Origin of the sequence: Nonomuraea sp. CA-143628, from assembly GCF_050942315.1 — a bacterium.
Lineage (GTDB): Bacteria > Actinomycetota > Actinomycetes > Streptosporangiales > Streptosporangiaceae > Nonomuraea.
Window position 1 is genome coordinate 3,589,508 of the sequence record NZ_CP192072.1, and the last position, 26,859, is coordinate 3,616,366.

The window sequence follows — 26,859 nt, forward strand, 5'->3', positions numbered from 1 at the left end:
CCAGGTGCGTTCATGCCCCTTTGCTGAGGCGTTCCGCCTGGGCGCGGCCGACGGCGCCGGCCCGGCGCAGGTAGTCGGCGATCACGGCCAGCTCCGCGTCCGAGTAGCTCTCCATCACCTCGGCGAACGCCTTGCCCGGCGTCTCCCAGGCATCACCGATCCTGGCCTGGGCCGAGGGAGCGAGAGCGACCAGTGCCCGCCTGCGGTCCGCCGGATCGGTGTGCCGTACGACGAGACCCGCTTTCTCCAGCCGGTCCACCAGGCGCGTGGCGGAGCCGGGCGTCAGGCCCGTCAGCCGGGCGATCTCCCCGGTGCTCACCGGCCCTGCCTCCAGGTCCAGCAGTGCCACGCACTGCAGGTCTGTCGGGTGAATGCCCAGATGGTCGGCCATCGCCTGATTGAACAGCGCATATGCCGCATAGTGCCGCTGGCTCTCGTCGATGATCCGCTTCAGCGTTTCCGCTCGGTTTGACACCAGGTTGCTCCGTACCTCATATTTATGTGCGTCGCACAATCTTTGTGTGGCGCACTCTTTGTGTCACGTACACATTCTATCGAGGGGATCCGCATGTCCGCACTCATCCGCGCCTCACCCGTCCAGGCGGACCGGCGGTGGGCCGTCCTGGGCGTCATCATCGCCGCCGCCGTCCTAGACCTGCTCGACGCGACGATCACCAACGTCGCCGCCCCCACCATCGCGGCCGACCTCGGCGGGGGAGCGGCCCTCATCCAGTGGCTCGGCGCCGCGTACGCGCTGGCGCTCGGGGTCCTGCTGGTGGTCGGCGGGCGGCTCGGCGACCGGTACGGCCGCCGCCGCCTCTTCCTTCTCGGCATCACCGGATTCACGCTCGCGTCCGTCGCCTGCGGGCTGGCGGTCAGTCCCGGGGTGCTCATCGGTGCCCGGCTGGTGCAGGGCGGGTTCGGGGCGCTGATGATCCCCCAGGGGTTCGGGATTCTGGGAGCCGTCTTTCCTCGTGATCAGCTTGGCAAGGCCTTCGGCGTCTTCGCCCCCGCGCTCGGCGTCTCGTCGGTCGGAGGGCCGGTGGTGGCGGGCTTCCTGATCGAGGCCGACCTGTTCGGGCTGGGGTGGCGCGCGATGTTCCTGATCAACATCGTGCTCGGGGGCGCCGCGCTCGTCGCCGCCACCCGCCTCCTGCCCGCCGACGCTCCCGGTGATCGCTCCAGTGGATCCGGGGTGGACGGTGTTGGTGCCGGGGTGCTGGCGGTGACCATGGTGGGCCTCCTGTACGGCCTGATCGACGGCTCCGCCCATGGGTGGACGCTCGTCCCGTTCCTGTGCCTGGTCGGCGGGCTGGTGTTCTTCGGCCTGTTCTGCGTACGCCAGCGCACCGCCACCGACCCGCTGATCGAGCCGTCGCTCCTGCGCAACCGCGGCTTCACCGCCGGCCTGGTCCTGGGCATGGTCTTCTTCGCGGCCGTGTCTGGCCTGCTGTACGTGCTCGTGCTGTTCATGCAGTACGGCCTGCGCTTCACGCCCGTACAGGCGGCGCTCGGCCTGGCCCCGGTGGCGGTGGGCATCGTCATCGCCTCGGTGGCCTGCCACCGGCTCATCGACCGGCTCGGCCGCACGCTGATCACCATCGGCCTGACCATCGCGCTGATCGGCACCAGCTGGCTGCTGGCCGTCGTCTCCGGAGTCGTGACCGGCGCCTGGGCGCTCATCCTGGCGGCGCTGGTCATCGGGCTGGGCATGGGCACCTGTTTCGGCACCGTCTATGACGTCACCATGGGTGACATCGACCCGCGTGAGGCCGGCAGCGCCAGCGGGTCGCTCTCCGCGGTCCAGCAGCTGGCCAACGCCATCGGCGCCGCGGCGGTGACCACCGTCTACTTCCGTACCGGCGACCAGGCGGAGGCCGCGACCGGCAGCCTGCTCGTCGTGGTCGTCGCCGTGATCGCCTGTTGCGGCCTGGTGTGGCTCCTGCCGCGCAAGGCCCAGCCGCGCCGCCACTGAGTGGGCGTGTCGCAGAGCTCGCTCACCATCACCGACACCCCATACGGGGCCCAAGCGGCTTGAACAAAGCCCAAGAATGATCACCAGAAAGGCATGTCACGATATGACCACCCTTGTTACCGGCGCCCGTGGCGCCGTCGCCACTGAGCTCATCGCCATTCTGCGCCGACGCGGCCTGCCTGTCCGCCCGGCCTCCCGCCAGCCCGGCGACCCGTCGATCACCACGTGCGACCTCAGCGACCCCGCGACGTTCCCCGCCGCCCTGGCCGGCGTCACCTCGGTCTTCCTGTACGCCGAACCGTCGCACATCGACGCCTTCGTCAAGGAGGCGACCGAGGCCGGAGTCGAGCACATCGTGCTGCTTTCGTCCTCCTCCGTGCTCGGCCCGAACCCCGAGGCCAGCCCCCTGGCCAAGTCCCACCTGGACGTGGAACGGGCCCTGACCGCCGCGCCCGTCCGCAGCACGCTGCTGCGTCCGGGCTCGTTCGCCGGCAACGCGCTGGCCTGGTCCTGGCCCGTCAAGGCTGGGCAGCCGGTGAGCCTGCCGTACCCCAACTCGCACAACGACCCCATCCACGAGGCGGACATCGCCGAGGCGGCCGCCGCCGTGCTCACCGACCCGGCACTGGGCGGCCGGCCGTACTTGCTGACCGGGCCCGAATCGATCACCTTCGCCGAGCAGATCGCCATCCTCGGCCACGTGACCGGCAGGGGCATCACCATCAAGAACGTCACGCGGGAGGAGTGGAAGGCGGAGATGGCGGACTACATCCCCGAGTCGTTCGCCGAGCCGTTGCTGGACTGGTGGCTGTCGAACGACGGCGTGCCGGTCGAGATCACCACGGACGTCGAGCGGTTGATCGGCCGCCCCGGCCGTACGTTCGCGGCCTGGGCGGCGGACCATCTGGGTGACTTCACAGGCTGACGTCGAGGATCCAGGGGCGGTTGGGCCGGGTGGGCTCGATCAGGTGGACCGTGTGGCCGTGGCCGGTGAGGAGCGCGGCCAGTTCGCCGGGTGTGGCGGGATCCGCCCCGGTCTCTAGCAGGGTGCGGGCGATCTCACCCCGGGTCGCCTTCGCCATGTGGCTGACCACCTTGCCATCGCGGAACACTCGTACCGCCACAGACCGCTCCCCGGGCTGCCAGGCTCCCGCGTAGGTGGCCGAACGCAGATCGACCACCAGTCCGCCGTCCAGGCGCTCCAGCTCCTTGGACACCGTGGGCCGCCAGAACGCTGCCAGCCCGCCCAGCACCGGCAGGGTCACCCCCATCGACAGCCGGTACGGCGGGACGCGGTCGGTGATCCGCAACACGCCCCAAAGGCCGGAGAAGATGAGCACCGACTCCTCGGCCCGCTTCCTGGCCTCGTCCGTCAGGGTGCCGAGACCGAGCTTGTCGTACAGGACGCCGGTATAGAGATCGGCCGCCGGGAGTGCCGGAGCAGTTTGGAGCTCCAGGTTTTTGGCCAGTTCGCCTGCCAGGCCGGGCGACAGGCCGAGGACGTCGAGGGCGTCACGTCGTCTGGACGCTCTCACGAGCGCGGTCAGTACGCGTTTGCGCGGTCTGTCCAGGGCGGGGAACGAAAGATCCCCTAGAGGAGGACCGCTGCCTTCACCGGCCTTCCCCTCCGAGGGCGGCAACAAAATCAGCACGCCACAGCATAATCAACTACCGCCAGTTGTCGGTGGTTTGCTCTCGCGGTCCCGTCTGGGTGAAGGGAGGCCGGTAGCGTGTGGCTGGTTGATGGCAGCCCAGCCCGCTATGCCGCGTGTGGCGATGTTGCGGGCTGCGATGTGGTCGGCGTGCCCAGCGAGGCCACACCTGGTGCAGACGAACCGGCCCCGCGCCGATCGATTCGCCCTGCTGATATGCCCGCAGCCCGGGCAGGTTTGTGAGGTGTAGGCGGGGTCGACCAGCAGAAAGGCGGCTCCGGCTCGGGCGGCCTTGTAGCGGGTGAAGGTGATCTGCTGGGCGAAGGCCCAGCTGTGCAGGGTGCGCCGCTGGAACCGATGAGCCCTTACCCGGCCGCGGATACCCTGCAGATCCTCCAGGGCGACACCGCGGCCGGTGCGTTCGGCTTCACTTGTCGGCGGCTTCTAGGCACCGAGTCTGTCGAATGCTCGCGCCCAGCCCGTCCTTGGCCGCCTTCATAGCAGGTCCAACTGGTTGGGTAAGGTGCGCGAATGGACTTTGACCTGCTTGTTCATGAAGCCTGGCCTGCCTATGAGCAGCGGACGCACGACGGCTGGATCCTTCGCTACGCAGGTGGCGTGACCAAGCGGGCGAACTCCGTGCTCCCCCTGGGGCGGCCCGCCGATCTCACTGGCGCGATCGAGGCCGCCGAGGCCTTCTATGCCGAGAAGGGGCAGCGGAGCGTGTTCTCCGTTGGGGTGGGGGCGACGCCGGGGCTCGACGACGAGCTGGCCGCCCGGGGATACGGGGTCGTCGATCCAACCGTGATCATGGTGGGGGACGGCGTGCCGGAGCCTGTTCATCAGGTGCGGGTCGAGGAGCGGCCCTGGCCGGGGTGGCTGGAGACCTGGTGGGCCGTGGACGGGCGCTACGCCGAGGGTGTCGAGGTGGCTGAGCGGATCTGCCGAGGGGTGCCTGCCCTGTACGCCGCGGTCGAGGAGGGCGGTCGAGCCGTCGCCGTCGGCCGGGGTGTGCCGCAGGGGGAGACGATCGGGATCTACTGCATGGCCACATTGCCCCAGGCTCGCCGCCGTGGGCTGGCCAGAAGCGTGTTGCGTGCTCTCGTACGGCGTAGCGGGGCACGTACGGCCTATCTGGTGACCACCGCGCCCAACGAGGCGGCTCAGGCCCTGTACCGAAGCGAGGGCTTCGAGACGCGGGCCCGCTATCACTACAGAGTGAGATGAGACGGCCTGAGACATGACGAAACGGCGGTCCCGGGTCTGCCGGGATCGCCGTTCCGCTCCGTGCAATATGTTGTTATCTCATCACGACCAGCGCCGGTTAGCGCTCGTCGTTGGGGGCCACTGATGGGGTTTCGCTGAGCCGAGCAGACTCGTCCAGGATGTCGGCGCCCTTCTCGCGAAGCGCTGCTATGTGCTGACGCCCGTGATGAGCGCAGAACAGCAGCTCCCCACCCACGGGCAGGGTCGCGCGAATGTAGGCCTGGGCGCCGCAACGGTCGCAACGGTCGAGGGCCGTCAGCGGCTTAACGGGGGCGAGAGCTCCAGTCACGTATCGCCTTTCGGGTCACCCCCGCCGAAGCGAGGATCTGGCGTCAGTCACTTGGACAACATCTAACCGGACGTGGACGTTCCCAATCACTGCCCGGCTACGCCGAGAGCAGAATGTGGCCGGAAGTGATGGAGAGCCGTCGCCTGGTAACACCAAACCTGCCGTCATGGCAAGCTTGTACGCGTGCGTAGGGGAAGTAGGGATAGGCTACGCACACATGTTCGATGTTCAGTTCGACGCTTTGACGTTCGACGCTTAGACGCAGGGGAGCCGGAGTGACGCTAGTGGAGGCGGGTTACACGGCTCGTCACCTGTCGGTGCTTGAGGGGCTGGAAGCGGTCCGCAAGCGCCCTGGCATGTATATCGGGTCAACCGACAGCCGCGGGCTCATGCACTGCCTCTGGGAGATCGTCGACAACGGTGTCGACGAGGCGCTCGCCGGGCACTGCAGCCGCATCGAGGTGGAGCTCTACCCCGATGGCTCCATCGAGGTGCGCGACAACGGCCGCGGCATCCCCGTCGACATCGAGCCCAAGAGCGGCCTGGCCGGCGTCGAGCTCGTCTACACCAAGCTCCACGCCGGCGGTAAGTTCGGCGGCGGCGCCTACGGCGCGTCCGGCGGCCTGCACGGCGTGGGCGCCTCCGTGGTCAACGCCCTGTCCGAGCGCCTCGACGTCGAGGTCGACCTGCACGGCCAGATCCACGAGATCAGCTTTCGCCGCGGCGTTCCCGGCATCTTCGACGGCGACGGCCCGAAGGCCAAGTTCAAGAAGAAGTCCGGCATGCGTGACGGCGGCAAGCTGGACAAGCGGGCCACCGGCACCCGGGTGCGGTTCTGGGCCGACAAGCAGATCTTCCTGCCCGACGCCGAGGTCTCGCTCGACGAGATCCACGTCCGCCTGCGCCAGACCGCCTTCCTGGTGCCCGGCCTGAGCCTGACCGTGATCGACAGCAGGCACGAGGAGCGGGCCGAAGAAGAGTTCCACTTCGACGGTGGCATCTCCGAGTTCACCGAGTTCCTGGCCCGCGACGAGGCCGTCTGCGACGTGCTGCGCCTGCAGGGGGTCGGTCACTTCCACGAGACCGTCCCGGTGCTCGACGACCAGGGCCACATGACGCCCACCGAGGTGCAGCGCGAGCTCACCGTCGACGTGGCCGTGCGCTGGGGCAAGGGCTACGACTCGACCATCCGCTCGTTCGTCAACGTCATCGCCACCCCCAAGGGCGGCACCCACCTCACCGGCTTCGAACGCGGCCTGGTCCGCACGATCAACGAGCTGCTGCGCGAGACCCGGCTGCTGAAGAACGGCGACGACCCGGTCAGGGGGGAGGACATCTCCGAGGGCCTGACCGGCGTTGTCACGGTCCGGGTGCCGGAGCCGCAGTTCGAGGGCCAGACCAAGGAGGTGCTGGGCACCTCGGCGGCCACCCGCATCGTCTCTCACGTGGTCTCCCGCGAGATCAAGGAGCTGTTCGCCAACCCGCCGCGCGGCTACAAGCAGCCCTTGCGCGCCGTGCTGGAGAAGATCGTCGCCGCGGCCAAGGCCCGCATCGCGGCCCGCGAGCACCGCGACAACCAGCGCCGCAAGAGCGCCCTGGAAAACTCCGCGCTCCCCGCCAAGCTCGTCGACTGCCGCAGCGACGACATCGACCGCAGCGAGCTGTTCATCGTCGAGGGCGACTCCGCGCTGGGCACCGCCAAGCTGGCCCGCGACTCGGAGTTCCAGGCCCTCCTGCCGATCCGCGGCAAGATCCTCAACGTCCAGAAGGCGTCCGTGAGCGACATGCTCAAGAACGCCGAGTGCGCCGCGATCATCCAGGTGGTCGGCGCGGGCTCCGGCCGCTCCTTCGACATCGAGGCGGCCCGTTACGGCAAGGTCATCCTGATGGCCGACGCCGACGTCGACGGCGCCCACATCCGCTGCCTGCTGCTGACCCTCTTCCACCGCTACATGCGGCCCATGGTCGAGGCGGGCCGGGTGTTCGCCGCGGTCCCGCCGCTGCACCGCATCGAGCTCACCAACCCCGGCCGCGGCAAGGAGAAGTACATCTACTGCTACTCCGACGCCGAGCTGCAGAAGGTGCTGCGCGACCTGGAGCGCCGCGGCCGGCGCTGGAAGGATCCGGTGCAGCGCTACAAGGGTCTGGGCGAGATGGACGCCGACCAGCTCGCGGAGACCACGATGGACCCGCGCCACCGCATTCTGCGCCGCGTCCGCATCGAGGACGCGGAGACGGCGGAGGGGATCTTCAGCCTGCTGATGGGCAGCGACGTGGCTCCGCGCCGCGAGTTCATCGTCAGCAGCGCCGCCGAAGTCGACCGCGACCATATTGACGCCTAGAACGCCTTTTCGGGCTGTTCGCCGCCGTTTTGCGGGCCTCCTTTACGGACTGTTTTTTTACGGCAGGCACGGTGAGCCCCAGACGCCGTAGCGGGCTGGGGTCTGTCCAGGGGCACGCTCCTCCGGTGGAGCGGGTCGAGCGCCGTGACGTGCGCATGGTTGACCGTGGCTTCCGTGTGGTTGGGCCCGTGGTGGCCGACAGTCGGCCAAGGCCCGCGTTTGAGGCCGCCCTGACAGGCATTGGGGCGTCAGGCCCGTCTTGAGGCGCGCCTAGACCTGGTTAGCACGCTCCAGGGCCACTCAGGCCCGTTCCAGGGCCCACTCAGGACCTGCCCAGCACGCCCAGAGCCGCCCAGGACCTTTTGGGCGCTTCTGTCCCACCCTGCCGCCCAGGTTCGTTTGTCGCCTTCGGGCTCTTCGCTCACGCCGCCCAGGCCCGTTTGCCGCCTTCAGGCTTCTCACTCACGCCGCCCAGCCCTGTTTCGGCCTTCAGGCTTCTCGCTCACCCTGCCCAGGGCCCTTTCAGCCCTCAGGCTCTTCGCTCAGGCTCGTTTCGGCTCGTGGCGTTCGCGGCCGTCCGCGCCCATCCCTCAGGGCAGGCACCGGGGTCGTCAGGACGAGCGGCGTGGGGTTGGGCTCACCGGCCCGTGAGCTGGGCCAGGCCCGTGCGTGCGACGTCGAGGACGCGGTCGACCAGCGGAAGCAGCGCTTCGGTAGCCGTGTCGCGGTGGCGGGCCTCGTGGGTCATATACAGCTCGCGCAGGCCGCCCACCACGGTGTACGCGGTCAGGCGCGGCGCCAGCGCGTCGGGCGGCAGGCCCACGTCCTTGCCGATGGCGGCGGCGATCAGGCGTTCCAGCTCGTAGTAGCTCGCGCGGGCACGGGCACGGAGATCCTCGTCCTCGGCTATCAGGGTGGCGCGCTTGATGCGCAGGGACCAGGTCTCGCCCGGCTCGCGGCCCTGGTCGGCGTCGCGTTCGTCGAGGGCGTGCATCGTGTCGCGCATCCACTCACCGACGCCGTCGAGCGCGGCGCCTGGCCGGGTGTCCAGGCGGGCTGCCAGTGATTCCGCGGCGAACGGGTCGTCCGCGAACAGCAGGTCTTCCTTGGTGGAGAAGTGCAGCGTGACGGTCCGCGTCGCGACGTCCGCGTGCTCGGCGATCGCCGCGATGGTCGTGTTGCGGTAACCGTGCGACGTGAACAGCTCCAGTGCCGAAGCCTGGATCCGCTCGCGAGTCTGCCGCTTCTTCCGATCTCGTCGCCCCTCCATGCGGCAACGATACTACACGTACAATTAATGCAGTCCATGCTACTGTTATTACGAGACGTATCGACTGGAGGAAGGTGGAGACGTTGTCCAAGACGTGGTTCATCACCGGCACGTCAAAGGGGTTCGGCCGTGAGTGGGCGGAGGCCGCCCTCGAGCGGGGCGACCGGGTCGCCGCCACCGCGCGCGACCTTGACCACCTGCGTCCCCTGGCCGAGCGGTACGGCGAGGCCGTACTGCCTCTGCGGCTCGACATCACCGACCGCGCGGCCGTGTTCGCCGCCGTGCGGCGGGCGGCCGAGCACTTCGGCGCGCTGGACGTGGTGGTCAACAACGCGGGCTACGGCCACTTCGGCATGGTCGAGGAGCTGACCGAGGCCGAGATCCGCGCCGAGATGGAGACCAACTTCTTCGGCACGCTGTGGGTGACCCAGGCGGTCCTGCCTGTGCTGCGCGCGCAGGGTCACGGCCGGATCATTCAGGTCACCAGCGAGGGCGGCGTCCGGGCGTTTCCCGGCATCGGCGGCTACCACGCGTCGAAGTGGGCGGTGGAAGGGCTGTCGGAATCGCTCCGGCAGGAGGTCGAACACTTCGGCATCGACGTCATCTGCCTGGAGCCCGGCCCGTACTCGACCGACTTCGGCGGCGGCAGCGTCCGCACCAGTGGCGAGCACCCGGATTACGCCGAGGTCCGCGCCGGCGCCGAAATCGAGTGGGACCTCGGTGACCCCAGGGCGACCCGCGGGCCGATCCTGGAGTTGGCCGACACCGACGACCCGCCGGCGCGGATCTTCTTCGGCAAGTCGTTGGAGCCGGTCGCGGCCGAATACGAGGAACGACTTGCCACATGGCGGAAGTGGCAGCCGGTGGCGTTGGCGGCCTTCCGTTGATCGTGCACAGCGGACTCAGACCCAAGTCTGACAAGTCGGTCAGCGTCGAGGCCTCGAGCCATCCCGCCTCTCGACCCCGGTCCGGCCAGCGCGTCCGGGGTCCGGGCGGGGTCCGGGGTCCGGGCGGGGTCCGGGCGGGGATCGGGGTCCGAGGGGTTCGGCCGCGGAGCGGGCGCCGAGGGATTCGGTCTGTCGTCAGGTGGGGCGCAAGGTGCTGGTGTCCAGGACCGGCCACAGGTTGGTGATCTGGTTGTCCTTGAGTTCGAAGATGACGCAGGCCTTGATCTCCAAGGGCTGGTTCGTTGGTGGGACTCCGAAGAAGGTGCCGGTGTGGGTGCCGCTCAAGGTCCATCTGGTGGCAACCTTGTTGTCTTCTGCGATCATGTCCTGGATGTCGAAGTGCATGTCCGGGAGGGCCGAGCGGATGTGGGTGGAGATCTGCTTGACGCGCTCCGGGCCGGGTGGGTCGTTGGGGCCGGTGGAGAGGGTGCTGGCGATGATCTCGTCGGCTACGTCCAGCCTGCCCTGGTTGAGCACCTCGTCGTACAGGCGCATGACGACGTCCTTCATCGGGATATCCTTCCGATTGGCTAGTTACTAGAGATGCTTATCTCTAGTTTTCCTAGATATTTGAAAAGCTAGAGAGTTTGGTGGGCGATGTCAAGACGTGCGACGTTGGTGACCGCGTTGCTCGAAGCGCTGCGCAAGACCAACGTGCTTTCGGTCTCGATGAGTCAGGCGGCTGCGGGGCGCATCGGCATCAACACCACCGATCTCCACTGCCTCAACCTGTTGAGCGAAGGGGCCCTGACGGCCAGTGAACTGGCGCGGCGGGCCGGCATCACCACCGCGTCCGTCACCGGGGTCATCGATCGGCTCGAATCGGTGGGGTATGTGCGGCGGGAGCGGGACGACGCCGATCGGCGGAAGGTCGTGGTGACGCTCGTGCTGGAGCGGGCGGCGGTGGATGTGGCACCAGTGTTCACGCCGCTGATCAAGGCGTGGCGGGCTTCGTTGAGTGATTACAGCGATGAGCAGCTCGAGGTGATCACCGACTTCATGAACAAGACGCAGGCCGTGTTCCAGGACGAGGTCGAGCAGATGCGGTCCGGCCCCACGAGCTGACACCCCCGCCCTCGACCCTTTGGACATGCCGAAGGGGGCCGGGGGGAGCCCGGCCCCCTTCGGGGTTTCAGGTGGTGGTCAGCGCCAGTAGATGACCGTCAGGGTCGGGGGCTTGACGCCCTCGTCCTTGTTCTCCGACGCGGCGAAGGCCCGCCAGTTGGTGGCCTCCGTCTCGTCGGCGCCCTTCAGCTGGACGCCGTAGTTGGCGGCGCCCGAGGCCCAGGCCTTGGCCATGGTGGTCACCGGCCACGCCAGGTAGCCGGCGCCCCCGGCGCACGGTGCGGTCCAGGTGCGGCCGCGGCCCACGCGGTTCGTCGCCTGGCCCTCTGTGGTGGTGGTGGGCTTGTTGTCCCAGTTCAGGTCGGTCTCGTCCCACGGGCTGGTGATCCGCTGGGCGGTGAGGCCGGAACCCACGCGGAGACCACAGGCGTTCGTCTCCAGGTTCCACATCGCCATGTTGGCGAAGATGACCCGCTTGCCGGTCAGCTTGTGGGTGTCGAACTTGACCAGGCTGCGCATGACGTCGCCGCCCTGGCCGTTCTCCCAGGGCATCGTGCCCGCGATGATCATCGGGTCGCCGGGGTGCGAGGCCCAGGAGGTGGCGACGTCGGTGTCCGTCACGCTCGGCAGCGTGATCACCGGGTCGACGGTCACCGGGTAGACGCGCGACGGGTCCGCCAGGAACTTGGCGTCCGGCTTGAGCACGAGGACCTTGGTGCCGTTCTGCGTCTCGACGGTGGTGTCGATCTTCGAGAGCGAGTCGCCGCGGGGCTTGCCGTGGCCCTTCGAGTCCCACATGACCGGCTGCGGTCCGGCGGCGATCACCTTGTCGCCGGCCGTACTGGTCAGGAGAAGGCGGCCGTCGGCCGACTCGGACAGATCGACGCCCTCGGTCTGTACGGGAATGCGGAGCTCCAGCGGACCGGAGGGCTTCTCGCGCAGAACGACGTCGTGACGGAATCCCGTCGGCAGGACAGTGACGACGAGGTCGGCCCCCGGGCCCGCCGCGTCGGTGAAGGTGGCGACGTTCGCCTTGACGACCGGCTTGGGCAGCGCGGTCGGCCACTTGAGCGAGAACACGCGGCCGTTGTCGTCGGTCATCTTCGCCAGCGTGCCCTCGCCGCCGTTGGAGACCTCGACCTGGGCGCGTGAGGCACGCGGCTTCAGTACCGCGCCGTCGGCGACGAGTGAGGTGTCGATGGGCACCCACTCGCCGTTCTGCTGCACCTGGGACGGGCCCGAGGTGATGGTCGCGGTGAAGCTGCCGTCGGGGTTGGCGACGGTGGTGCTGGACTCGTCCGACAGGCTCGGCACGGGTACGGGCTGGCCGTCGGCGGCGGCCTGGGCCGACGCGACGTCCTCCGCGCTCTGGCCGGTGGCGGCCAGAGCGGCCGAAGCCGGGATGGCCGTGGCGGCGGTGAGCACGGTCACGGCGCTGAGCCCGAGGGCCAGGCGGCCGATGGAACGGTTGAGAGACTTACGCAAAATCAACGTCCTAACGATCGATGGGTGTGGAGTAGCGCGCGAAATGCGCTGACTTCAGGGCGTCGGGCGGGGGGCTGGCCCCCGGCGACGATCACCGATCGTTAGGCGGTACCGGATTGATCGTTAACATGACATCCCCGTTTCTGTCGCGGCGACAAGATCGCCGACGGGTCACAGGGATATCACAGGTAACAGCACGGCAAAGTGAGAGACCGATCTGGTGCGATATTTCTCACAAAACGCAGAGTTATCGGGCTAAGCGGAGAGTCATACCAGGTCGACCGGCAGCAGTTCGCCCGTGCGCACGTCGTAGATCGCGCCGCCCACCGGCATTCCCGGCGGCAGGAAGGGCGAGGAGCGGATCCGCGTGAGGTCGTGGCGCAGGGCCGCGTCCTGGTCGGGGACGGTGTGGAACTCCAGGCTGCGGGTGTCGACCCCGTGCCGCTGGGTGAGCTCGTACACATCGGCGTCGGTGACCTTGGACATGCCGCAGTCGGTGTGGGGCATCACCAGGACGCGTTCTACGCCGAGCAGGTAGACGGCCAGGACGAGGGTACGCAGGACGTCGTCCGTCACACGCGCGCCCGCGTTCCGCAGGATCTTGGCGTCGCCCGCCTCCAGGCCCAGCAGGCCAAGGGGGTCGATGCGGGAGTCCATGCAGGTCACTACGCCTAGTCCGCGAGCGGCTCGGCCGGTCAGTTCGGAATTCCGGAATCTAGCGGCATATTTCGCGTTGGCGGAAATCACATCATCGAACTGGCTCATGTGACAGATGATGCCTCACATCCGTTTCGTGGTGATTTCCGGGGTGGCGACACGGCCCAAGTTGCCCAAGGTCCCACGCGCGACACTCACTTTGCGTGATGATGTCGTAGCCCAGCGTATGAACAGCGTGATCGAAGAAGGTTGTCGTGAGTAGGTCCGAATCGCTCGCCGTGTACCTGCGTACCCATGCCCGGCGCCGCCTCGACCGTGTGGAGACCCGAGATGACGGCCTCAACGCGAGGTGCGCGCTGGCGCTCCTCGACGCGGCCGCCTACGCGGGCGGCCTGCCCGACGACGACCCGCTCATCGTGCTGCTCGACCAGGCAGGCTGCTTCGGGCCGCTGGGTTGTGACGACTTCGACCCCGGAGAGGCCGGCTTCCGGCTGATCCGGGGCTGGCAGGGCGAGCCCCACGAACTCCTGCTCGCCCTGCCGGCCGCCATCGCCACCTCCGCCTGACGCCCCATCGCCAACGTCTGGCAGTGGTCAGGCGGGTGCGTTGCCCGGCTTCCACTTGATGCCGCAGCCGAGTGACGGGTGCTGCGCCTCGCTCACCGGGCCGCCCGCCAACAGGGAGTCGATCGCCGCGCGCAGCGAGGACCCCGTCACCGGTACGGAGTTGCCGGGCCGGGCATCGTCGAACTCGCCGCGGTAGGCCAGCCGGAACGACGCGTCGTACAGGAAGAAGTCAGGCGTGCACGCCGCCCGATACGCCTTGGCCGTCTCCTGCGTCTCGTCGAGCAGGTAGGGGAACGGGAAGCCCGCCCGCGCCGCCTGCTCGGCCAGGTGTGTCGGGTCGTCGTCGGGGTAGTTCACGCTGTCGTTGCTGCAGATGGCGACCATCGACAGCCTGGGGCCGTAGTCGCCGGCCAGGGTGCTGAGGCCGCGCTCGATGTGCCGCACGTAGGGGCAGTGGTTCGACAGGAACGCCACGAGGATGGCGGGCGAATCCTTGAGATCCGCGAGCGAGACGCTGCCGCCGTGGATCGCGGTCAGGTGGAAATCGGGCGCGGGTGAGCCGAGTGGGACCATGAACGAGTTGGCAGCCATGGCATCCATTGTCGCCGCTGGCCCCGGCGAAACCGTCGGTGGCCATCGGTATAAGAGTCCATCGGTTAAGAGTCCATCGGTTAAGAGTCTCGGAGGTAAGTAATGAGCGGCATCGCGGAGTTCCGGACCACGGTCCTTGACTGTCCCCGTCCGATGGAGCTGGCCCAGTTCTATTCTCGGTTGCTCGGCTGGCCCATCCTGGAGGGGTCCGACGAGGAATGGGCCGTCGTCACCGACGGAGGCCCGCCCGCGCGGGTGGCCTTCCAGGCCGTCGAGGACTACCGGCCGCCGGTCTGGCCCGGTGCGGAGCATCCCCAGCAGATGCACATCGACGTGACGGTCGGCGACATGGACAAGGCCGAGGCCCAGGTGCTGGAGATCGGTGCCACCAAGCACGAGCACCAGCCGAGCGAGGACGACTCCTTCCGCGTCTTCCTCGACCCGGCCGGCCACACGTTCTGCCTCTGCAGGGACGTCTGACAGACGAGTGGACCGGCTTCTGGCGTGCCGGCGCCAGAAGCCGGTCCTCGCGTCATCGGGCCGCTTGCCTTAGCAACAGCTCCACCGCCGTCAGCGGGCCGCCTGTGTCAGCAGTTCCACCGCCTTGTGCACGTTGCCGGCCGCCAGCTCATGGTCGGCCGACGCCTGCAGGTCGGGCCGTCTGCCGGTGACCTGGGCGATGTCCCTGGCCATCGAGACGACGGCGTCGTCCTGCGCGTACGCGTCCGTCTTCGAACGGTCGAGCAGCGCCGCCGCCGTGCCGATCGCCCCCAGCACGACGCGCGTCTGCCGCACGGAGCCGTCGGCGTTCCAGTTGTTGCCCAGCAGCGCCACCAGCAGCGCCGCAGACGCCGCCCTGGAGGCTCCGTCACCGTCGGCCAGCCGGTCGTAGGCCGCCTTGAGCCGGTCGCGGGCCCGGTCGGTGCGCAGCCCCCAGCCGTACGGATAAAGCGGGTCGTAGGTCGCGTCGCCCACGTTGATCGGCACCTGCTCCGCCGTACGGAACCAGGTGAAGGGCAGCCGCCCCGTGTACGGCACGGTCCCGAACAGCGGGTCGGCCACGCCGGCGCCCTCGGTGCCCGGCAGCCACGACGCCACCAGCGCCTTGACCTTGGACAGGTCGCCCAGCAGCAGCGGGCGGCCGGAGACGACCAGCACGGCGCACTTCATCGCCCCGCACACCCGGTCGATCGCGGCCCGGTCGGCGGCCGACAAATCGAGCGTGTGCCCGTTGACGCCCACGTCACCCTGGCCCTCGGCGTACGGCTTCTCGCCCACCACCACGACACCCACGTCATGCCCGGCCAGCGGCGCGGAGGCGTCGGCCGAGTAGGTGACGGAGGCCGCCCGGCCGCGGATCGCCGACAGGATCGTGGTGCCCTGCGTGATGGGCCCGGACGAGCCCTGCCAGGTGATCGTCCAGCCGCCGCTCTGGTTGCCGAGGTCGTCGGCGTTGGATCCGGCGATGTACACCTTGGCGTCACGGCGCAGCGGCAGCAGCCGGTCCTCGTTCTTCAGCAGCACCTGCGACTTCGCCGCGGCGGTGCGGGCCACCGCGCGGTGGGCGGCCGAGCCGACGTCGCCGATGCCGGAACGGTCGGCGTACGGGTGCTCGAACAGGCCGAGCCGGAACTTCTGCGTCAGGATCCTTGCGACCGCGTCGTCGATCCGCGCCATGGGCACCCCTCCGGCCGCGATCTCGGCCTTGAGCGTGCTCGTGAACAGCGGATACGCGTACGGCACCATGATCATGTCGAGCCCGGCGTTGATCGAGGTACGCACGTCGCTCGGATAGTCACCGGGGATCTGGTCGATGGCCTGCCAGTCGCTGATCACGAAGCCCTTGAAGCCGAGCCGGCCCTTGAGCACGTCGGTGATCAGCTCCTTGTGCGCGTGCATCTTGAGCGGCCCCTGGCCGAAGTCGACGCTGGAGAACGACGGCATGACGCTGCCCACGCCGCGCTTGACCGCCTCGGCGAAGGGAGCCAGGTGGATGGCCGCCAGCTGTTCCCTGGTGAGCTGGGTGACGCCCTGGTCGATCTTGTAGTCACCGGTCGAGGAGCCGTACGTGGTGCCGCCGTCGCCGACGTAGTGCTTGGCCGTGGCCAGCACGCCGTTGTCCTGAAGGCCGTCGATGATCGTGGTCAGCCGCGAGACCAGCGCCGGGTCCTCGCCGAACGACTCGTAGGCTCGTCCCCACCGGTCGTCCCGTGACACGCACAGGCACGGCGCGAAGTCCCACGGAATGCCCGTGGCCTTGACCTCCTTCGCCGTGACCTTGCCCGCCTGCTCGACCAGGTCGGCGTCGCGGGTGGCGCCGAGGCCGACGTTGTGCGGGAAGATCGTCGCACCGACCACGTTGTTGTGCCCGTGGACCGCGTCGACGCCGTAGATCAGCGGTATCTGCAGCCGCGTCTGCTGGGCGCGCAGCTGGAAGCCGTCGATCATGTCGGCCCACGCCTTCGGCGTGTTGGTCGCCGGGGTGGAGCCGCCGCCCGACAGCAGCGAGCCGAGCAGGTAGGTGGCGATGTCGTTCTGCGAGCCGAGCGCGCCGCGTTCGGCCTGCGTCATCTGGCCGACCTTCTCCTCGGTGCTCATCCGGCCGAGCAGGTCGGCGACCCGCTGCTTGACGGGCTTACGAGCGTCGAGGTACGGCAGGCCGTGCGCGTTGATCACGATGGCCGGAGCCTCGGCCGGGGGCCGGGTGCCCGTGCCGGACAGCTCGATCGGGATGGTCTCGGCGACCTCGGCCGCGCCGTCGGCCAGTGTCTTGACCGTGAACGCCTTGGCCGAGCCCGAGGCGGTGCCCGCGGGGAAGGTCAGCGTGCCCTCGACCGGCGTGTAGTCCTGGCCGGGGGTGGCCGTGCCGGTGCCGGTGCGGTAGCCGACGGCCAGGTCGGCGGGGAGCGGGCCGCCGGTGGCGGTGGCGACCGAGACGCGTACCTCGGCCGTGCCCTTCTCGTTCACCGGATAGACCGGCTTGTCCGTGGCCAGGCGTACGGGCCGGGGCGGGGCGGTGCCGTAGACCTGGACGTCGTCCCAGAACAGCGTGCCGGAGGCAGCCGGGAGCCGCATCGAGTAGCCCCACATGGCGACCAGGTCGAGCTGGCCGTCGGTGGGGGCGCCGCCCGGCTGGTAGTCGCCGCGGCGGGTGAAGCCGGAGAACGGCACCTGTACCTGCCGCCATCCGGCCGTGTCATCGGTGAAGGACGACTCGAACAGCTCGGAGCTGCCCGCTCCGCCGCCACCGTCCTTGATCTCGAAGAACACCTTCTGCCCGGATCCGGTGCCCTTGACCCAGAAGGAGAACCCTTCGTAGGCGGACCAGTCCTGGGCGGTCGTCAGGTCGTGGGACCAGCCGCCCCACTGGCTCACGTTGTAGACCGCTTTGAGCACTCGGTTGGTCGCGGGGGCGCTTGGCCGGGTCGCGTCGGGCTCGACGGTCAGCGCCGGGGTCGAGGCGCCGTCGTTGCCCCAGGCGGAGACGCCCGCGGGCAGGGTCGTGGCCTCGAAGTCGGTGACGGTCAGCGGTTCGGCGGCGGCCTGGGCCGGCGGAGCGGTGACCAGCGCGGCCACCAGGGCCACCGCCGCCCACAGCGGGGTCCTTAATCGGAACATGGATCCTCCCAAGAGCAGAGAGAGCGCTCTCTCCTAGAGGGGATCGTGTCACGGGAGCGATTTATAACAACCCCCGTCAACCTGTGTGATGCCGCCCGGCTGTCCGCGGGCCGGGCGGCCCAGGAAGCGGCCGCCGCCTCACGTGCGACACGTCGGCGGCGGCCGCGGCCCGCACGCTAGAACGGCGGCCCGCACGCTGGAACGGCGGCCCGCACGCTGGAACGGCGGCCCGCACGCTAGAACAGCGGCGCTTCGTCTTCTGGCTGAGCGGGTTCGGCCGAGTCGTCGGCTGAGTCGTCGGTCGAGCCCGCCGCCAGGGCGCCGCCGACGGCGCCGATGGTGTTGGTGAGGCGGACGCCCGAGCCGTCGCGGCGCCCGATCTCGTCCGGCAGCGGCACCGGCTTGCCCACCGAGGACACCGCCTTGGCCGGCGCAGGCCCCGCCCAGGCCAACAGCAGCACGTCTTCGCCCTTGAGGAAGCGCTGGGCCCGGACTCCGCCGGTGGCCCGCCCCTTGGCGGGGAACTCCGCGTAGTCCGACACCTTGCCGCCCCCGACCTGAGTGCCCGGCAGGGCGGTGGACGAGCCCGCCACCGTCACCACCTGGGACGGACGCGACGGATCGACCACGCCGAACCAGATCACCCGGGCCGCGTCGTCGAGCCGGATGCCCGCCATGCCGCCCGCCGGACGTCCCTGCGGGCGTACCTGCGAGGCCGGGAAACGCAGCAGTTGCGCGTCGGAGGAGACGAACACCAGGTCGTGCTCCTCGGATTCGAGCTCCGCGGCGCCCACCACGGTGTCGCCCTCCTTGAGGGTGATCACCTCGAAGTCGTCGCGGTTGGCCGGATAGTCGGGGACCACCCGCTTGACCACGCCTTGCGCGGTGCCGACGGCCAGGCCGGGACCGTCGGGGTCGAGCGAGCCGAGCCCGACGACCGTCTCGTCAGGTTCGAGCGCGACGAACTCGGAGACGGGATGGCCGCCCGACAGCGACGGCGGGTTGGCGGAGGGCGGCAGCGTGGGCAGATCGACCACCGCGACGCGGATCAACCGGCCCGCCGACGTCACCACGCCGACCTCGCCCCTGACGGTGGTGCGGACCACGGAGACCAGCACGTCGTGCGCGGAGCGTTCGTCGCCTCCCGACAGCGGCGAGGCGTCGGAGGTGCGGGCCAGCAACCCGGTGGAGGACAGCATCGCCAGGCACGGATCGTCGGCCACCTGCAGGTCCACTATCGCCGCCGCCGTACGGGGCGTGCCCGACGCCTCCAGCAGGACCGTACGGCGCGGCGTGCCGTATTTCTTGGCCACGTCGGCCAGCTCGCCCGAGACCACCTGGCGCAGGCGGGTGTCCGAGGACAGGATCCCGGTCAGCTCGGCGATCTCGTCGGAGAGCGTCTGCTTCTCGCGGTCGAGCTCCAGCTTGTCGAAGCGGGTCAGGCGGCGCAGCGGCGTGTCGAGGATGTAGGCGGCCTGGATGTCGCTGAGGTCGAAGACCTCCATCAACCGGGCGCGCGCCTGCGCCGAGTCGTCGGAGGTGCGGATGACCTGGATGACCTCGTCGATGTTGAGCAGCGCGATGATGAGGCCGTCGACCAGGTGCAGGCGCTCCTCGCGCTTGCGGCGGCGGAACTCCGAGCGGCGGCGCACGACCTCGAGCCGGTGCTCCACGTAGACGCGCAGCAGCTCACGCAGGCCCAGCGTGCGCGGCTCGCCGTCGACGAGCGCCACGTTGTTGATGCCGAAGGTCTCCTCCATCGGCGTCAGCCGGTAGAGCTCCTCCAGCACGGCCTCGGGGATGAAGCCGTTCTTGATCTCGATGACCAGGTGCAGGCCCTTGTGCCGGTCGGTGAGGTCCTTGAGGTCGGCGATGCCCTGCAGCTTCTTGCTGGTGACCAGCTCTTTGATCTTGGCGACGACCCGCTCGGGGCCGACGTTGTAGGGCAGCTCGGTGACGACGAGGCCCTTGCGGCGCGGCGTGATCTGGTCGACCCTGACCTTGGCCCGCATGCGGAAGGTGCCGCGGCCGCTCTCGTAGGCGTCGCGGATGCCCTGCAAGCCGATGATCGAGCCGCCCGTGGGCAGGTCGGGGCCGGGCACGAAGCGCATGAGCTCGTCGAGCCCCGCGTCGGGCTTCTTGATCAGGTGACGGGCGGCGGCCACGATCTCGGCGAGGTTGTGCGGCGCCATGTTGGTCGCCATGCCGACCGCGATGCCCGTCGTGCCGTTGACCAGCAGGTTGGGGAACGCCGACGGCATGACCGTGGGCTCGGTCTCCTGCCCGTCGTAGTTGGGCTTGAAGTCGACGGTGTCCTCGTCGAGCGACTCGACCATCAGCATGGCCGCCGGGGCCAGCCTGGCCTCGGTGTAACGCATGGCGGCCGGCGAGTCGTCGGGGGAGCCGAAGTTGCCGTGGCCGTCGGCCAGGGGCAGGCGCATCGAGAACGGCTGCGCCAGCCGGACGAGGGCGTCGTAGATCGCGCCGTCGCCGTGCGGGTGGAGCTTGCCCATCACGTCGCCGACCACCCGCGAGCACTTGACGTGGCCGCGTTCGGGACGCAGGCCCATCTCGCTCATCGAATAGAGGATGCGCCGCTGCACGGGCTTGAGACCGTCGCGCGCGTCGGGCAGCGCGCGCTGATAGATCACCGAGTAGGCGTACTCGAGATAGCTTGCGCGCATTTCCGAGGAGACGTCGATGTCGACGATCCGCTCCTCGAAGTCCTCGGGTGGGGGTGCAGTCGTACGTCGGGCCATGTCGAACATTGTGCCGAAGAAAGTTGAGTGCCCGCGACGCATCGGCCGCGCCGCTCCGTAATAGTGCGCTTGACCAAGCAATTGCTTGGGGCTTACGTTCGGAAATGAAAGCGCCACACACGCGTCCGGAGGCGTCATGATCGAATTCCATCCCGTGACCAAGCACATCGGCGCCGAGGTGACAGGCGTGGACCTGCGCAAACCGCTGTCCCAGGAACAGGTGGAGACCCTGCGGGCCGGTTGGCTCAAGTACCTCGTGCTGTTCTTCCGGGACACGGAAATCGACGACGAGCAGCACCTGCAGTTCGCCCTGAACTTCGGCACGCTCAACCACCCGGCCTTCAAGAAGGACAGCGCCAGCCCGATCCACGTACTCGACCAGACCGACCCCAAGGGGGAAGGCGGCGACGAATGGCACAGCGACAACACCTTCGAGCCGACGCCGCCGATGGGGTCACTGCTGCGCTGCGTCCAGCTGCCGAGCGTGGGCGGCGACACGTGCTGGGCCAACACCTACCTGGCCTATGAGACGTTGTCCCCGCCGCTGCAGCGGCTCTGCGACGAGCTCACGGCGGTGCACGACATCACGATGTCGATGAAGAAGGCCATCTCCAAGGGGCATCCGTTCGACCTGGCGGAGGTCCAGGCGAAGTGGCCGCCGCTCGAACGTCCCGTCGTACGCGTCCACCCCGAGACCGGCCGCAAGGCGCTGTTCGTGAACCGGGCGTCCACGACCCGGCTGGTGGGACTGTCCGACCGGGAGAACGAGGCGCTGCTGCCCATGCTGATCGACCACATACGGTCGCCGGAGTACCAGCTGCGGCTCCGCTGGCGTCCGGGCACGCTGGCCTTCTGGGACAACCGCCCGACGCAGCACTACGCGGTCGCCGACTACACGGAGCGCCGCCGCATGCACCGCGTCACGATCAACGCTTTCCCAGAACACCAATAAACCCTCCTGTTCTGTACGGCACGGCCACCTCGCCGCCCGTGGCTGGGGGCTCCAGGGAAATGGGTGCTGAGCCCGGCGGGTGGTCTCTACGGACAAGCCCCTTTCATCCGGTACGGCACATCCGCCCCCCAAGCCACCCACCCGACACAGACCACCACCGACCACCGGCCGAACCGCTGGGGGAATCACCGGCCGAACCACTGGCCGCCACTGGCCAAGAATGCGCACGTAACGGCGCCTGGCCCTGTGCGGGTTCAGCGGGCGTTTTCCTGGAGGCCCTCAGCCATGTGCGGTGGGTGGCGGTGGGTGTGGCTTGCCGTAACGGATGGAAAGGGTGTTGTCCGGCCTGTAACAAGCGGGGGCGGCTTGCCGTAACGGATGGAAAGGGGTTGTCGGGACCGTAACAATTGGTCGGTGGGAGCTGGTAACAAGGACTTCATGATTGACGCCCCAGACGCCGAGATGCTGCGTGAAGAGGCCGAGACCCGGTTGCGAGCGCTCGCCGGTGACCACGCGAGGCTGCGCGACGACCAGTGGGCCGCCATCGAGGCGCTGGTCATCGACCGGCGGCGGTGCCTCGTCGTCCAGCGCACCGGCTGGGGCAAGTCGGCCGTCTACTTCGTGGCCACCGCCCTGCTGCGCGAGCTCGGCGACGGGCCCACCGTCATCGTCTCGCCGCTGCTCGCTCTGATGCGCAACCAGATCGCCGCCGCCGAGCGGGCCGGGATCCGGGCCGTCACCATCAACTCGGCCAATCCCGAGGCGTGGGAGGAGATCTACGGGCAGGTGGCCGACGGGGAGATCGACGTGCTGCTCGTCAGCCCCGAGCGGCTCAACAACCCCGACTTCCGCGACAACGTGCTGCCCGAGCTGGCCGAGAGCGCCGGCCTGGTCGTGGTCGACGAGGCGCACTGCATCTCCGACTGGGGGCACGACTTCCGGCCCGACTACCGCAGGCTCGCCACGCTCTTCAACGAGCTGCCGCCGGGCATTCCGGTGCTCGCCACCACCGCCACCGCCAACGCGCGGGTCACGCGGGACGTGGCCGAGCAGATGGGCGAGGGCACGCTGGTCCTGCGGGGGCCGCTGGAGCGGGAGAGCCTGCACCTGAGCGTGGTGCGGCTGCCGACCGCCGAGCAGCGGCTGGCGTGGCTGTCCCAGGCGCTGCGCGAGCTGCCCGGCTCCGGGATCATCTACACACTGACCGTGGCCGCGGCCCACGAGATCGCCGGATACCTGCGTGACCAGGGATATGAGGTGGCCTCCTACTCCGGGCAGACCGATCCCGCCGAGCGGCTGGCCGCCGAGGAGGCGCTGCTCAACAACAAGATCAAGGCGCTGGTGGCGACGAGCGCGCTCGGGATGGGGTTCGACAAGCCCGATCTCGGGTTCGTCGTCCACGTGGGGGCGCCGCAGTCGCCCGTCGCCTACTACCAGCAGGTCGGCCGGGCCGGGCGCGGCGTCGAACGCGCCGAGGTGATCCTGCTGCCCGGCACCGAAGACCGCGATATCTGGGCCTATTTCGCCTCGCTGGCGTTCCCGCCCGAGCCGGTGGTGCGGGCCACGCTCCAGGCGCTCGAAGAGCGGGGCGTGCTCTCCACCCCCGCGCTGGAGTCGGCCGTCGACCTCAGCCGGAGCCGGCTGGAGATGATGCTCAAGGTCCTCGACGTCGACGGCGCCGTCCGCAGGGTCAAGGGCGGCTGGGAGGCGACCGGTGAGCCGTGGGACTACGACGCCGAGCGCTACACCCGCATCGCCGGCGAGCGCAAGGCCGAGCAGGAGGCCATGCTCGGCTACCTGACCACGACCGAATGCCGCGAACGCTACCTGCGCGGCCACCTCGACGACGAGACGGCCGGCCCGTGCGGCAGGTGCGACAACTGCACCGGCGAGCACCGCTCGCCGCAGATCGCCGAGCAGGCCGTGGCGGGTGCCCGCGAGCGGCTGACCAGGCCCGGCGTCGAGATCGACGCGCGCAGGCAGTGGCCGACCGGCCTGGCCGACCTGTCCGGCCGCATCAAGCCGGAGCTCGGCGCCGAGCCGGGCCGGGCGCTCGGGCGGCTCACCGACATCGGCTGGGGCAACCGGCTGCGCGAGCTGTTCAACGGCGCCGACGGGCCGATGGCCGATGACATGTTCAAGGCCGTGATCCAGGTGCTGTCCGCGTGGGACTGGCGGGAGCGGCCCGTCGCCGTGGTCAACGTGCCGTCCACGTCGCGGCCCCTGCTCGTGCGCGGGTTCGCCGAGCGGCTCGCGCAGGTCGGGCGGCTGACCTACCTGGGCGAGCTCGGCTATCGCGACGGCTCGCCGGGCAAGCAGTTCAACAGCGCCAAGAGGGTTCAGGCGGTCAGGGGGACGCTGGCCATGCCGAAGGAGGTCGGCGCCGCCGTGGCGGCGTGCGGTGGTCCGGTCCTGCTGATCGACGACCGCATCGACACCGGCTGGACGATGACGCTCGCCGCCGCGCTCGTCCGCCACGCGGGCGCCCCGGCCGTGCTGCCGCTCGCCTTGGCGACGGTCAGCTGACGCCCATTGTCGCCAGGTCGTAGCCGCCGTAGACCGGGCTGACGTGCACGTTGGTCGCCTTCAGGCCGCGTACGAGCAGTGACCGCTCCCAGGAGAGCGGCACCAGCACGGCCTCGTCGGCGATCTTCTGCTCGACCTCGCTCCAGCGCCGGGCGCGCGTGGTGGCGTCGAGTTCGCGCTTGGCCGTGTCGATGAGGGCGTCGAGCGCGGGCAGGCGGACGTTCACGTTGATCGAGTTGCCCTTCTCCAGGATCTCCCTGCTGTCGGCCAGCGGGGAGACGAACGTCTCCACGTCCGGCCAGTCGGGCGCCCACGCCCTGGCGATCAGGCCGACGCCCGCCTTCTTGAGATATTCGGGATTGCCCCCGTACTTCGCGTGGAAGTCCGCGATCGGGTAGCCCCGCAGCTGCACCTTGATGCCGATCTTGGCCAGTGACGCCTGCACGGCCTGCGCGGCGGCGGACTCCCCGAAGGTGTCACGGTAGATGTAGGTGGTGCTGAACCCGGTGGGCTTGCCGCAGGCGGCGAGTGACTCCTTGGCGGCGGTCGTGTCGCCGGAGGCGGTCAGGCCCGGCAGGGGCGCGTGCGTGCCGGGGATCAGCGGCGGCACGAGCGAGGTCGGTATCTGGCCGCCCTGGTTCAGCCCGCCGACGAAGGCCCGGTTGATCGTCGACAGGTCCAGAGCGCGGATCACCGCGCGGCGGCAGTCGAGCTGGTCGAACGGCGGTACCTGCGGATTGATCGCCAGATAGCGGATCCGGGAGCCGACGGGGGCATCGGCGCGGCTCTTGTACGAGGGGTTGTCGTAGATCTTGGTCGAGTCCAAGGTCGGGATCGGCGAGCCGGCCTCCGCCTCGCCGTTCAGCAGTTTGGCGCTCGCGTCGGCCGCGGACAGCTCGAATTGGAGCTCGTACCGGTCCGGGAGGGCCTTGCGGTTCGGGTCGGTCGCGGGGTCCCAGTTCGGGTTGCGGACCAGGACGATCTTGTTGTCCGTCGCGCTCTCGAACTTGTACGGCCCCGACGAGATCACCGCGTACCGATACTTGGCCGCGGTGTCCTTGGCCGCGGGCACGGGGACGGTCTCGGGCAGCTGGGCGAGATTGTCGAAGGCGCCATACGGCTGCTTGAGATGGAACACGATCGTGCGGTCGTCCGGCGTCTGGATGGCCGAGTCCGTGTTCGCGTCGGGCGACTTGTACGGCCCCTGGTAACCGGCGGGCAGGTCGAGCATGGTGTCGAAGTAGGTGGGACCGTTGATCAAGGTGCCCTTGTCCGTGCTCCGCAGCACCGCGTACTTCACGTCCGCCGCGGTGATCCGCGTGCCGTCCTGGAACTTCACGCCGTCGCGCAGCCGGTACGTCCACGTCTTCCCGCCGTCGCTCGCCTGCCCCAAGGACTCGGCCAGGTCGGGAACGATCTGGGTGCCGGCCTGACCGGGGACGGGCTTGAACATCGTCAGCGACCGGCCGTAGAGGCGGATGGCGTTCATGGCGTCGGCGTAGTAGGTGTCGCCCGGGTCGGTGGAGTCCAGGCTGTAGGCCGAGGCCAGGTGGAGCGTGCCGCCGGTCTTGGCGGACGGGTTGGCGACCGCCGCGACGGCCGCGTCGAAGCCGGTGGGCCCCGTCGCGGCCGGCGTCGCCGGCCCGCCGTTCGATCCCGTCCCAGGGAGGCCGCGGACGAAGATCCACGCCGCGAGGCCCACCACGAGCGCCGTGGCCACCGCCCCCACCGACACCAGCACACCACGCCGCCGCACGCCGGGCGCGGTCACGGGCGTGACACCGCCGGGATCCGTGGGTCGCTGGTACGGTCCGGGCACCTGAGGTCCGGAGTCCCAGCGAAGCCCGCCAGGCGCCTGCGGCCCGGACCGCCTGTCGAGCCCGGCAGGCGCCTGTGGCCCGGAACCTCCGTGCGGCCCGGAGTTCCCGTGCGGCCCGGCCGGGGGTGCGGCCCCTGGGGGCGCCGCCGCAGGTGGTGAGGCCTGTGGGTAAGCCGTGGCCGGTGGTGGTGGAGGAGGAGGAGGGGCGCTCGTCCGGATGAGTTCTCCCAGCACCTGCTCCGCCGTCGGCCGCCGCCGGGGATCCTTGCCCAGCGCCGTCCACAGCAGCGCCGCGAGCGGCTCCGGCACTCCCGACAGGTCCGGATCCATGCTCAGGATCCGGTGCATCACCACCGGCAGCGCCCCGAACCCGAACGCGCTGTGCCCCGTGGCCGCGTACACCATCGTCCCGGCCCACGCGAACACGTCGCTGGCCGGTGACGGCTCGCCGTGGAACTGCTCCGGCGCCATGTACGCGGGCGTGCCCACCACGCTGGTCGTCAGGCTCTGGCTCACGTCCAGCGCCCGCGCGATGCCGAAGTCGATCACCCGGGGCCCGTCGGAAGCCAGCAGCACGTTGCTCGGCTTGAAGTCGCGGTGCATCACCCCGGCCCGGTGGATCGCGGCCAGCGCGGTGGCGGTCGCGATGGCCAGCCGTATCAGCGCCTGGCCCCGCAGCGGGCCGTCTCCGGACACTTGGCGCTGCAGCGATGGGCCGTCGACGTACTCGCCGACGATGTACGGCTGGTCGTTGACGGCACCCACTTCGAGCACCCGAGCCGTACAGAACTCCGCCACCCGCCGCGCGGCCTCAGCTTCGCGCCGGAAGCGTCGTACGGCCTGCTCGTCCTCGGCGAACCTGGCGTGCAACAGCTTGATCGCCACCCGCTCGCCGCCCGGGGAGGTCCCCAGATAGACGCTGCCCTGGCCGCCCTCGCCGAGGAACCCGGTGACCTGATAGGAGCCAACCGACACGGGGTCGCCTGGCCGTAACGGACGCACGCCGAGCATCCGGCTCCTTATCGTCCTTTATCGAGAGTTCTTGCGATAAGAGATTCTTACGATAAAGGGCGCCGGAAA

Annotated in this window: 22 protein-coding genes; 10 read left to right on the forward strand and 12 right to left on the reverse strand. The window is 69.4% G+C overall.

Annotated elements, in window-relative coordinates; genetic code table 11:
* Window positions 1-10 precede the first annotated feature (10 nt).
* Window positions 11-475 carry a MarR family winged helix-turn-helix transcriptional regulator gene (locus ACQP2T_RS16750; RefSeq protein ID WP_433517056.1) on the reverse strand — a complete coding sequence of 155 codons (465 nt, stop codon included), beginning with the start codon at window positions 473-475 and terminating at the stop codon, window positions 11-13.
* Between the two features lie 93 nt (window positions 476-568).
* On the opposite strand from ACQP2T_RS16750, the gene ACQP2T_RS16755 reads away from it, so the two are divergent.
* Both ACQP2T_RS16755 and ACQP2T_RS16760 read left to right on the forward strand, forming a co-directional pair.
* On the forward strand, window positions 569-1,975 hold the full coding sequence (locus ACQP2T_RS16755) for an MFS transporter (protein ID WP_433517057.1): 1,407 nt from the start codon (window positions 569-571) through the stop codon (window positions 1,973-1,975).
* A 103-nt stretch (window positions 1,976-2,078) separates the two neighbouring features.
* Window positions 2,079-2,900, forward strand: a complete 822-nt coding sequence (locus tag ACQP2T_RS16760; protein ID WP_433517058.1) for an NAD(P)H-binding protein — start codon at window positions 2,079-2,081, stop codon at window positions 2,898-2,900.
* Here the strand turns inward: ACQP2T_RS16760 and ACQP2T_RS16765 are convergent.
* Both ACQP2T_RS16765 and ACQP2T_RS16770 read right to left on the reverse strand, forming a co-directional pair.
* Window positions 2,890-3,627, reverse strand: a complete 738-nt coding sequence (locus ACQP2T_RS16765; protein ID WP_433517059.1) for a YaaA family protein — start codon at window positions 3,625-3,627, stop codon at window positions 2,890-2,892. The two genes, ACQP2T_RS16760 and ACQP2T_RS16765, sit on opposite strands and share 11 nt — an antisense overlap.
* A gap of 12 nt (window positions 3,628-3,639) precedes the next feature.
* Window positions 3,640-4,026: a zinc ribbon domain-containing protein gene (locus ACQP2T_RS16770; protein ID WP_433519782.1), complete on the reverse strand. Its 387-nt coding sequence runs from the start codon at window positions 4,024-4,026 to the stop codon at window positions 3,640-3,642.
* A gap of 132 nt (window positions 4,027-4,158) precedes the next feature.
* Between ACQP2T_RS16770 and ACQP2T_RS16775 the strand changes: the two genes are divergently transcribed.
* Complete coding sequence (locus ACQP2T_RS16775; protein WP_433517060.1) at window positions 4,159-4,854, forward strand: GNAT family N-acetyltransferase; 696 nt, start codon at window positions 4,159-4,161, stop codon at window positions 4,852-4,854.
* A gap of 97 nt (window positions 4,855-4,951) precedes the next feature.
* On the opposite strand, the gene ACQP2T_RS16780 is transcribed toward ACQP2T_RS16775, so the two are convergent.
* A complete protein-coding gene (locus ACQP2T_RS16780; RefSeq protein WP_328807587.1) occupies window positions 4,952-5,182 on the reverse strand; it encodes a DUF7455 domain-containing protein in 231 nt (76 codons plus the stop codon).
* Between the two features lie 275 nt (window positions 5,183-5,457).
* Between ACQP2T_RS16780 and ACQP2T_RS16785 the strand changes: the two genes are divergently transcribed.
* Entirely contained in the window at window positions 5,458-7,524 is a 2,067-nt protein-coding gene (locus ACQP2T_RS16785) for a DNA gyrase/topoisomerase IV subunit B (protein WP_433517061.1), read from the forward strand.
* A gap of 637 nt (window positions 7,525-8,161) precedes the next feature.
* Here ACQP2T_RS16785 and ACQP2T_RS16790 read toward each other — a convergent pair.
* On the reverse strand, window positions 8,162-8,794 hold the full coding sequence (locus ACQP2T_RS16790; protein WP_433517062.1) for a TetR/AcrR family transcriptional regulator: 633 nt from the start codon (window positions 8,792-8,794) through the stop codon (window positions 8,162-8,164).
* A 74-nt stretch (window positions 8,795-8,868) separates the two neighbouring features.
* Here ACQP2T_RS16790 and ACQP2T_RS16795 point away from each other — a divergent pair, with 74 nt between their 5' ends.
* The gene (locus tag ACQP2T_RS16795; protein WP_433517063.1) at window positions 8,869-9,681 is read left to right on the forward strand and encodes an SDR family NAD(P)-dependent oxidoreductase; all 813 of its coding nucleotides are present in this window, start codon (window positions 8,869-8,871) and stop codon (window positions 9,679-9,681) included.
* 195 nt (window positions 9,682-9,876) lie between these two features.
* Here the strand turns inward: ACQP2T_RS16795 and ACQP2T_RS16800 are convergent, their stop codons facing one another.
* On the reverse strand, window positions 9,877-10,251 hold the full coding sequence (locus ACQP2T_RS16800) for an ester cyclase (protein WP_433517064.1): 375 nt from the start codon (window positions 10,249-10,251) through the stop codon (window positions 9,877-9,879).
* A gap of 108 nt (window positions 10,252-10,359) precedes the next feature.
* Between ACQP2T_RS16800 and ACQP2T_RS16805 the strand changes: the two genes are divergently transcribed.
* Window positions 10,360-10,806, forward strand: a complete 447-nt coding sequence (locus ACQP2T_RS16805) for a MarR family winged helix-turn-helix transcriptional regulator (protein ID WP_433517065.1) — start codon at window positions 10,360-10,362, stop codon at window positions 10,804-10,806.
* Window positions 10,807-10,884: 78 nt separating this feature from the next.
* Here the strand turns inward: ACQP2T_RS16805 and ACQP2T_RS16810 are convergent, their stop codons facing one another.
* Both ACQP2T_RS16810 and ACQP2T_RS16815 read right to left on the reverse strand, forming a co-directional pair.
* Entirely contained in the window at window positions 10,885-12,291 is a 1,407-nt protein-coding gene (locus ACQP2T_RS16810) for a DNRLRE domain-containing protein (RefSeq protein WP_433517066.1), read from the reverse strand.
* A gap of 267 nt (window positions 12,292-12,558) precedes the next feature.
* Window positions 12,559-13,056, reverse strand: a complete 498-nt coding sequence (locus tag ACQP2T_RS16815) for a beta-class carbonic anhydrase (protein ID WP_433517067.1) — start codon at window positions 13,054-13,056, stop codon at window positions 12,559-12,561.
* 146 nt (window positions 13,057-13,202) lie between these two features.
* On the opposite strand from ACQP2T_RS16815, the gene ACQP2T_RS16820 reads away from it, so the two are divergent.
* On the forward strand, window positions 13,203-13,514 hold the full coding sequence (locus tag ACQP2T_RS16820) for a hypothetical protein (protein ID WP_433517068.1): 312 nt from the start codon (window positions 13,203-13,205) through the stop codon (window positions 13,512-13,514).
* A gap of 27 nt (window positions 13,515-13,541) precedes the next feature.
* Here the strand turns inward: ACQP2T_RS16820 and ACQP2T_RS16825 are convergent, their stop codons facing one another.
* Window positions 13,542-14,105 carry a thioredoxin family protein gene (locus tag ACQP2T_RS16825; protein ID WP_433517069.1) on the reverse strand — a complete coding sequence of 188 codons (564 nt, stop codon included), beginning with the start codon at window positions 14,103-14,105 and terminating at the stop codon, window positions 13,542-13,544.
* Between the two features lie 102 nt (window positions 14,106-14,207).
* Between ACQP2T_RS16825 and ACQP2T_RS16830 the strand changes: the two genes are divergently transcribed.
* The gene (locus tag ACQP2T_RS16830; protein WP_433517070.1) at window positions 14,208-14,585 is read left to right on the forward strand and encodes a VOC family protein; all 378 of its coding nucleotides are present in this window, start codon (window positions 14,208-14,210) and stop codon (window positions 14,583-14,585) included.
* Window positions 14,586-14,675: 90 nt separating this feature from the next.
* Here ACQP2T_RS16830 and ACQP2T_RS16835 read toward each other — a convergent pair whose 3' ends face one another.
* Together ACQP2T_RS16835 and ACQP2T_RS16840 are read right to left on the reverse strand one after the other, a co-directional pair.
* Complete coding sequence (locus tag ACQP2T_RS16835; protein ID WP_433517071.1) at window positions 14,676-17,723, reverse strand: glycoside hydrolase family 3 N-terminal domain-containing protein; 3,048 nt, start codon at window positions 17,721-17,723, stop codon at window positions 14,676-14,678.
* Window positions 17,724-17,959: 236 nt separating this feature from the next.
* Complete coding sequence (locus tag ACQP2T_RS16840) at window positions 17,960-20,482, reverse strand: DNA gyrase/topoisomerase IV subunit A (protein WP_433517072.1); 2,523 nt, start codon at window positions 20,480-20,482, stop codon at window positions 17,960-17,962.
* A gap of 136 nt (window positions 20,483-20,618) precedes the next feature.
* Here ACQP2T_RS16840 and ACQP2T_RS16845 point away from each other — a divergent pair, with 136 nt between their 5' ends.
* Both ACQP2T_RS16845 and ACQP2T_RS16850 read left to right on the forward strand, forming a co-directional pair.
* Window positions 20,619-21,434, forward strand: coding sequence for a TauD/TfdA dioxygenase family protein (locus ACQP2T_RS16845; RefSeq protein WP_433517073.1), 816 nt, complete (start codon window positions 20,619-20,621; stop codon window positions 21,432-21,434).
* 438 nt (window positions 21,435-21,872) lie between these two features.
* On the forward strand, window positions 21,873-23,960 hold the full coding sequence (locus ACQP2T_RS16850; RefSeq protein ID WP_433517074.1) for a RecQ family ATP-dependent DNA helicase: 2,088 nt from the start codon (window positions 21,873-21,875) through the stop codon (window positions 23,958-23,960).
* On the opposite strand, the gene ACQP2T_RS16855 is transcribed toward ACQP2T_RS16850, so the two are convergent.
* Window positions 23,953-26,790 carry an ABC transporter substrate-binding protein gene (locus ACQP2T_RS16855; RefSeq protein ID WP_433517075.1) on the reverse strand — a complete coding sequence of 946 codons (2,838 nt, stop codon included), beginning with the start codon at window positions 26,788-26,790 and terminating at the stop codon, window positions 23,953-23,955. The two genes, ACQP2T_RS16850 and ACQP2T_RS16855, sit on opposite strands and share 8 nt — an antisense overlap.
* Window positions 26,791-26,859: the final 69 nt, after the last annotated feature.